This is a genomic window from Microcoleus sp. PH2017_09_SFU_O_A, from assembly GCF_020738625.1.
Classification (GTDB): domain Bacteria; phylum Cyanobacteriota; class Cyanobacteriia; order Cyanobacteriales; family Microcoleaceae; genus Microcoleus.
This window is the reverse complement of sequence record NZ_JAEQCF010000049.1, coordinates 59753-66458: the sequence shown is the minus strand read 5'-3', so window position 1 is coordinate 66458 and position 6706 is coordinate 59753. Positions and strand designations below refer to the sequence as shown.

Below are 6706 nucleotides of genomic sequence, written 5' to 3'. Positions count from 1 at the left end.
ACAGTTGACAGTTGACAGTTGACAGTTGACAGTTGACAGTTGACAGTTGACAGTTGACAGTTGACAGTTGACAGTTGACAGTTGACAGTTGACAGCTTGAGGGCGACCTCGAATTGTCTGATTTTAATTTCTCCATACAAGGGTTCCGGCTTGAAACCAATTCTTTTTTGTAACTTTGAAATATAGCCTTTCTCAAAAAGATGAGGGATAACTGACAGCTTATATAACCAATTAAACCAAGAAGGGCCCAAGCCCAACAACGTACCTCATCTTTCTGATGACCGCTATAAATAGTTTTGATTGTTGAGTTTTGAAATGGGAATTGGATTTTTGGAAATAAATTGGGCGGGCGGTTTTCCATCTTAACAATTTACAGGAAATTATATATTTTTGTTGAGACTCCTTAGCGCGCTCCGTAGTGACAGGTTAAAACAGTGAAGTATAGATAAATTCCCACGGTAATTACCTTTTGTCAATAACCTTAGGAGAATATTATGTCATCTCAAGCTCCTTTACGCAAGGCAGGGCGATCGCCCAAAGCCGGGATTAAACTGATCCAGAAAACTGGCGGAAACCTCGTTTTAGCTTCCGGCGCCACTATCATCATGCTATTTGGTATGGTGTTCGTGTTATCCTTAGCCTCAGTTTTCATTCTCAACGGCCCCGATCCAGTTACCGGATTGGCGATCGCACTTCCGATCACTCTGATTTTTAACATCGCAGCTTTTTTCCTATCGCCTTACTTGATGGACTTAACCCAAAATTGGCTTTACAATACTCGCTGGGTTTCCCTAGCAGAAATTGACAGCCTGAGTCCAGAAACTGCGAAAGTTATTCAGAAGGTTTGCAAACAGAAAAAGCTCAAGCAGCCGCGTTTAGGAATTATCGACGACCAAAACCCTACTGCTTTTACCTACGGTTCTTTTCCTAACAGCGCTCGCTTAGTCGTCAGTCAAGGTCTTTTCACCTATTTAGACGACGATGAAATTGCTACTGTTTACGCCCACGAACTAGGTCACATCGTCCATTGGGACTTTGCAGTAATGACTTTAGCTTCGACTTTAGTGCAGATTACTTATTTAATTTACACTACAGCTCAAAGCCTCGGTCGAAGCGCTGGCGATAAAGCTAGAAGTGCGGCAGGTAGCGTCGCTGCTGTGGCTTATTTTTTTTACATCGCCGGCACTTATTTGCTGCTGTATCTGTCGCGGACACGAGAATATTTTGCAGACCATTTTGCCGCCGAAACTACCGGAAACCCCAACGCTTTATCGCGCGCTTTGGTAAAAATTGCTTACGGTATTTTGGAAGAAGGAGAAAGAGCAACGGAACCCAGCCGCTTGTTAGAAGGAACTCGCGCTTTAGGCATTTACGATGCAAAAGCTGCGGTATCTAGCGGTACTGCTTACCGGATTTCGTCGAAACCGGAAAAAATTGGACGAGTTTTTCTGTGGGATATGTTCAATCCGTGGGGTTGGTGGATGGAGTTGAATTCGACTCACCCGCTGACTGGTAAGCGAGTTCGCGCGTTGAGCACCTATGCGGAACAATTAGGCTTGGATATTGAGTTTGATATGGGTCGGATTGTGGGCGAAGGCCACAATTTGAGCAAGCGGAAATTGTACGGAAATTTCTTTTTTGATTTGCTGCTGTACAGTGCGGAAACTCTGGGCTTGGCGGTGGGTTTTGCGATCGGCATTTCCCTCTCGGCTGCGAATCCGATGATGATGGTTGCTTGTGCTTTAATCGGTTTGGGCGTGGGAATTTTAATCAAAGCTTTGGTGATGTTCCCGAATTACGCACAAGCAGAAGAGTTGGATGTTTTAACTTTAATGTCTGACCCTTATGCTAGTCCTTTACGCGGTCAACCTGCGAAACTACAAGGCGAATTAATTGGTCGCGGTGATGCGGGTTATGCGTTTGGTTCTGATTTGAAATTGCAAGACAGAACGGGAATGATGTATCTACATTATGCTTCTCGTTTTGGGCCGATTGGTAATTTTCTGTTTGGGATGAAACGGGTTAAAAGTTTGATTGGTATGGATGTTAGTGCTTTGGGTTGGTTCCGCCGGGGTGTGGCGCCTTGGATGGATTTGATTCAGCTTGAAAGCGATAGCGGTACGACGGTTAGCAGCTATCACCGTTTCTGGTCTTTTGTGATGGGGATTGGTGCGATCGCGATCGGTATTGCAGTTCTATTTCTGTAATTTCCAGCTTAACATTTGAAAGGACTGAAGTCCTTACTACAAACCTGGTTCGTAGTGAGGACTTCAGTCCTCTTAAGTCAGGGTTAAGGACTAGAGCATTAGTGTCAAATTAAGCAATATATGTCAGAAAGGGCGATCGCCCTACGGGATAGCTACGCTTCACGCTAAGAGTCTGCAATCAGTGCCCTTTGAGATGGTGGAAATCGATCGGATTGTCGGTGGAAAAAGAGGTTGGGGTGACGCGAGGGTTAAGCGAATATGTAGGAAAGGGCGATGCCAAAGGTCGGCTTCGCCAACGCACTAATTTACCTCATCCCAGTTTGCACAAGCATAAAATCGCATTGCAATGACTGTGCAGCCTCTCTTCATTTCTGTATTGGGTAAACCTCAAAAGCTAACTCATGACGAAAAAAGCAGACATTAAACTCCGCAAAAAAGTTGAGGTGTCCAAGGATTACCGGCGCATCTGTCGATCGACTCCAGGCAAATGCAAGTAAGATCGGCGAAAATTGAGCAACTGTACCCGAAAGAACCAATCCCCTGGCCTCGCTGCTAGCCAAATTCCCGCTCAACTGAATAGGAACGGTTTGCTGTTCCCATATTGCCCCTAGTTGTAGACCAATCTCATAGGGCAAGACGTTGACACTCGCACCCGTATCCAATAATGCCATCACTTCTACAGAGTTGCTGCCATTGGAGAGTGTGATGGGCAAATATGGCAGAATGCTCGAACGGCCAAGGCTATCAATTCGTTCTGTAAATGCAAATCTTTGACGATTAAGCATTGGCTGATTCCTGGGTGGCAACTAGAAGTTCTGATAATGCTTTAACTCCTGCACTATCTGCCTGTGGAGACCATACAACTGCGCTGGTTGATGCTAGTTGATTCAGGAGTACATTTTTTGAATTACTATCTTCATTAGGTTCTAAGCTGCATCCTTCTTCCTTGGCAACTGCAAGCAGGAGAAAGTGAATAAGTCGAAGTTTATCTTGATGGGATAGTTGGTTGACGGTAGGTAAAAGTTCGCTGAGAGGCATATCGTTTATTTAAGATTATATACATCTAGTTTAGCCTCTAAACTCGCGTTCTCAGAATAATCGCCCTTTTTTTGCAATCAGCGCCCTTTGAAATGGTGGAAATCGATCGGATTGTCGGTGGAAAAAGAGGTTGGGGTGACGCGAGGGTTAAGCGAATATGTCGGAAAGGGCGATGCTTTCTGCGGGCAACGCCAACGCATTAAGCCAATACTAAGATGCTTTCTACTTCGCTATTCCAAAATTGAATTATAATGTCAAAATTATCTCTTAATATTTGAACAATCTTGGAGGTTGGACTGTTACCAATCCGAAGGTAGATAAATTTTGGTGGATGACCGTACAGCAAACTCCGTTGATGAAAATCAGAATCCTTGGAAACAATTACGAAATTATTCGCACGAGCATATTCCCAAATAATTGAATCATCAGTATTGGTAAGTGCCAAGGTTTTGACATGAGCGGAATCGGGATACAGATCGATAATCCTGTGAATAATTCCGTCTGATAAGTTTTCGTCCAGTAGTAGTTTCAAATCGATGCCAAAAATAATTTTCTCTCACGGTCAGCAGCAAAGGCAAGGCAAGCTTTGATATCTTGGGAAGTGAGTTCCGAAAAATCTTCTAGAACTTCTGCCTCTGTCATACCACCAGCTAGATACTCTAGGATATCGTACACAGTAATTCGCATTCCCCGAATACACGGCTTGCCGCTGCGTTTTCCAGGTTCAATCGTGATAATTTGATTGTATTCCATAGGTTTTTGAGAATAATTGCTTAAATCTATCATAGATCGTATTTTTCCCAATCTCCACTATCATCGTCAATATCTTTTTATAGGGCGATCGAGCAATAAAAAAGGGATCTCGCACTTTTTTGCTGTGGCGATCGCCCAATCAGCGCCCTTTGAAATGGTGGAAATCGATCGGATTGTCGGTGGAAAAAGAGGTTGGGGTGACGCGAGGGTTAAGCGAATATGTCGGAAAGGGCGATCGCCTACGCACTAAAGCGTCCAATCTTCGATTGACAATCCGGGAACTTGAGCAAAGTCTCGTTGGTTGCGGGTGACAACGGTAGCACCAACGGACAAGGCAATAGCTGCAATCCGCATATCTTTTTGCAGGCGATTTTTCCGCAGAGGCGGATGATCTTTTAACAGTTTCTTGAGACAACTATCAGCTTCTGCTGTAAAATCCAGTACCTCAATAGTTTGGAGATATTTTACAGTTGTCCAAAGTTTTGAATAGAGTGCAGGTAGGTTATGCAGCATCGACGGATCGTTAATCCTGCCAATCCAGCCATTAAAGAGTTCTTGAACCGTGACAATCGTGACAGAAACTTGATGCTTTGCGACGTTAGCGGTGACTTGGGGATGATTGTAAAGAATCAGCGAAACGCAATCGGTATCCAGAATATATCGACACACTTTAAGCCGCCTCTACAAGTAATAGGAAGGATCGACTTCCGAGTCATCATCTGAGGTTCGTTCGGCGCGAATTGATTCCATAATTGCCGCAAAATCGGAATCGTCTTTAAAGACACCTGCAAACTTCATCCAGGTTGGTTCTGAACCCTGAATTGGCACGTTCCAGGAAATCGCTTCTATATTTTTGAGCCGTTCTAAAAAGGTAGCTTGAATTTGGGCGATCGCCATTTCTCGTGTTTCTGCTTTCACTCGACAGTCTGGAAACTCTCTGACAGATGCCACAACTTGCCCGGATGTCAGTGCTTCTAGCAGGAGCGTCACTTTGAGGTTTGTGAATGGATCAGATGGCGGTAAGTCTATGTTTATCATGTTAATTTTTGAAAGACTAATCATGAGCTTTACGTTTATTGTAGCGCATAGGGCGAGATCCCTTTTTCGCTGTGGCGATCGCCCTACGGGATAGCTACGCTTCACGCTAAGAGTCTGCAATCAGTGCCCTTTGAGATGGTGGAAATCGATCGTCGGATTGTCGGTGGAAAAAGAGGTTGGGGTGACGCGAGGGTTAAGGGAATATGTCGGAAAGGGCGATCGCTCTGGTTTGAAAAAATAAGAAGGGCGCTGGCTCGCAGCCCCAGCGCACAACAACAATCAGGCTATCTGAAATTACCATCATCATATATTTTACACTTTCCTACTTCAATTTTTCCCATATCAACAATGCCTCCCAGCTCAATTGTCTTACCTCTACGCCGCACGGGAAATCCTCAGAGATTATGGATTAGCAGACATCGACAACTACTCAGCATTGATTCAGCGCTACCAAGGCAATCTCCTCTGGTTAAAAAGCGTCGCGACTCTGATTCAAGAGTTGGGCGGATGCGTCACAGAGTTATTACCAGATGATACCATATTGTTGCCCGAAGATTTGAAAGATGTTTTACAGCAGCAGTGCGATCGCCTATCCGAACTAGAAAAACAAGTCCTCTCCTGGTTGGCGAAAGCAAGCGGTGCGATCGACCTCACCCAATTGCTAGAAAATAGCCGAATTCCCGCATCAGATTTGGTAAATGCGCTGCAATCTTTATCCCGGCGTTGTTTGATTGAACAACAAGCAAATTTTTACACAATTTCACCTGTACTGAGGCAATATGCGATCGCCCAGAATCATCGCAGTAATATTTAACCGTCAAATTAACTTTGATGAATAGTCCCTATTTAGGTTATACTAAGGCAGGGCTACTGATTTTTATTCGGAGCATTGCGCCCATGGTCGTACAAGTTTCAGAACTAATAACAATTGTTAAAGAAGAACGCTTTACCTTGCCAGGTTATTATACTTGGGAGCAATTTGAGGCGCTACAAACCTTAATAGAAGATGCCCCAGGCTTGCGAATAACTTATTTAGATGGGTGTGTGCAGTTTATGACGCTAGGCGAAGACCACGAACAGATAAAAAGTGTTCTGGCTATATTTATAGGACTTTACTTTTTTGAGAAAGGGATTAATTTCATTCCTGTAGGGAGTGCAACTCGCAGAAACCAGGCAAAAGATGTATCATTTGAACCTGATGAGTCTTATTATATAGGTTCAAGGAAAGAGCATCCCGATTTAGCCGTGGAAGTGACGATTTCTAGCGGTAGCACAAATAAACTAACTAAATATCTGCGACTTCGCATCCCAGAAGTTTGGTTTTGGGCAAATAATCAGTTGGCTATCTATCGGCTGCGCGACGATGATTACGAGCAAGTTTTAAGAAGTGAGTTTTTGCCGGAGTTGGATTTAGAATTGCTGGTACGGTGCGTTTTGATGCCTTCAATAATTGAGGCAAGAACGGAGTTTCTCAACGGGATTCAGCCGCAGTAATTCGGTTAATTAATAGGATTTACGCAACGGGCACCATTACTGAGGCAATATGCCACCATAAGACTCGGCGGTTGAAACCGTGGCTACTGTAAAAACGATCGCGATTGGGAAGCACTCGTTAACCGAATTCACATTTCGATTACAGTAGCATAATCTTTGCAAGGTAAACTGGTTCG

11 protein-coding genes are annotated in these 6706 nt (G+C 44.1%); 5 read left to right on the top strand and 6 right to left on the bottom strand.

Annotation, left to right across the window (positions count from 1 at the left end; genetic code table 11):
* Positions 1-494 precede the first annotated feature (494 nt).
* Both JGK16_RS18990 and JGK16_RS18985 read left to right on the top strand, forming a co-directional pair.
* The gene (locus JGK16_RS18990; RefSeq protein ID WP_293191126.1) at positions 495-2207 is read left to right on the top strand and encodes a M48 family metalloprotease; all 1713 of its coding nucleotides are present in this window, start codon (positions 495-497) and stop codon (positions 2205-2207) included.
* 188 nt (positions 2208-2395) lie between these two features.
* Positions 2396-2557: a hypothetical protein gene (locus JGK16_RS18985; protein ID WP_293176225.1), complete on the top strand. Its 162-nt coding sequence runs from the start codon at positions 2396-2398 to the stop codon at positions 2555-2557.
* Positions 2558-2572: 15 nt separating this feature from the next.
* On the opposite strand, the gene JGK16_RS18980 is transcribed toward JGK16_RS18985, so the two are convergent.
* From JGK16_RS18980 to JGK16_RS18965, 4 genes are all read right to left on the bottom strand, one after another.
* Entirely contained in the window at positions 2573-2992 is a 420-nt protein-coding gene (locus JGK16_RS18980) for a hypothetical protein (protein ID WP_293176223.1), read from the bottom strand.
* Positions 2985-3245, bottom strand: coding sequence for a hypothetical protein (locus JGK16_RS18975; protein ID WP_293176221.1), 261 nt, complete (start codon positions 3243-3245; stop codon positions 2985-2987). Before JGK16_RS18975 ends, JGK16_RS18980 begins: the two co-directional genes overlap by 8 nt.
* A gap of 199 nt (positions 3246-3444) precedes the next feature.
* On the bottom strand, positions 3445-3777 hold the full coding sequence (locus JGK16_RS18970) for a DUF5615 family PIN-like protein (protein ID WP_293191128.1): 333 nt from the start codon (positions 3775-3777) through the stop codon (positions 3445-3447).
* On the bottom strand, positions 3774-3998 hold the full coding sequence (locus tag JGK16_RS18965) for a DUF433 domain-containing protein (protein WP_293191190.1): 225 nt from the start codon (positions 3996-3998) through the stop codon (positions 3774-3776). Before JGK16_RS18965 ends, JGK16_RS18970 begins: the two co-directional genes overlap by 4 nt.
* A 16-nt stretch (positions 3999-4014) precedes the next feature.
* Between JGK16_RS18965 and JGK16_RS18960 the strand changes: the two genes are divergently transcribed.
* Entirely contained in the window at positions 4015-4248 is a 234-nt protein-coding gene (locus JGK16_RS18960) for a hypothetical protein (RefSeq protein WP_293203329.1), read from the top strand.
* Here the strand turns inward: JGK16_RS18960 and JGK16_RS18955 are convergent.
* Together JGK16_RS18955 and JGK16_RS18950 are read right to left on the bottom strand one after the other, a co-directional pair.
* Complete coding sequence (locus tag JGK16_RS18955) at positions 4245-4667, bottom strand: type II toxin-antitoxin system VapC family toxin (protein WP_293191132.1); 423 nt, start codon at positions 4665-4667, stop codon at positions 4245-4247. The genes JGK16_RS18960 and JGK16_RS18955 overlap by 4 nt on opposite strands.
* Positions 4668-4679: 12 nt before the next feature.
* Positions 4680-5060 carry a hypothetical protein gene (locus tag JGK16_RS18950; RefSeq protein WP_293203327.1) on the bottom strand — a complete coding sequence of 127 codons (381 nt, stop codon included), beginning with the start codon at positions 5058-5060 and terminating at the stop codon, positions 4680-4682.
* Positions 5061-5400: 340 nt separating this feature from the next.
* On the opposite strand from JGK16_RS18950, the gene JGK16_RS18945 reads away from it, so the two are divergent.
* Together JGK16_RS18945 and JGK16_RS18940 are read left to right on the top strand one after the other, a co-directional pair.
* Positions 5401-5850, top strand: a complete 450-nt coding sequence (locus JGK16_RS18945) for a hypothetical protein (RefSeq protein ID WP_293191134.1) — start codon at positions 5401-5403, stop codon at positions 5848-5850.
* Positions 5851-5933: 83 nt separating this feature from the next.
* Positions 5934-6530, top strand: a complete 597-nt coding sequence (locus tag JGK16_RS18940; RefSeq protein WP_293191136.1) for a Uma2 family endonuclease — start codon at positions 5934-5936, stop codon at positions 6528-6530.
* Positions 6531-6706 lie beyond the last annotated feature (176 nt).

Bases quoted from the DNA above. Each gene is read 5' to 3' on its own strand.
- JGK16_RS18990 (WP_293191126.1), top strand. From the start codon at position 495: ATGTCATCTCAAGCTCCTTTACGCAAGGCAGGGCGATCGCCCAAAGCC.
- JGK16_RS18980 (WP_293176223.1), bottom strand. From the start codon at position 2,992: ATGCTTAATCGTCAAAGATTTGCATTTACAGAACGAATTGATAGCCTT.
- JGK16_RS18975 (WP_293176221.1), bottom strand. From the start codon at position 3,245: ATGCCTCTCAGCGAACTTTTACCTACCGTCAACCAACTATCCCATCAA.
- JGK16_RS18965 (WP_293191190.1), bottom strand. From the start codon at position 3,998: ATGGAATACAATCAAATTATCACGATTGAACCTGGAAAACGCAGCGGC.
- JGK16_RS18950 (WP_293203327.1), bottom strand. From the start codon at position 5,060: ATGATTAGTCTTTCAAAAATTAACATGATAAACATAGACTTACCGCCA.
- JGK16_RS18940 (WP_293191136.1), top strand. From the start codon at position 5,934: ATGGTCGTACAAGTTTCAGAACTAATAACAATTGTTAAAGAAGAACGC.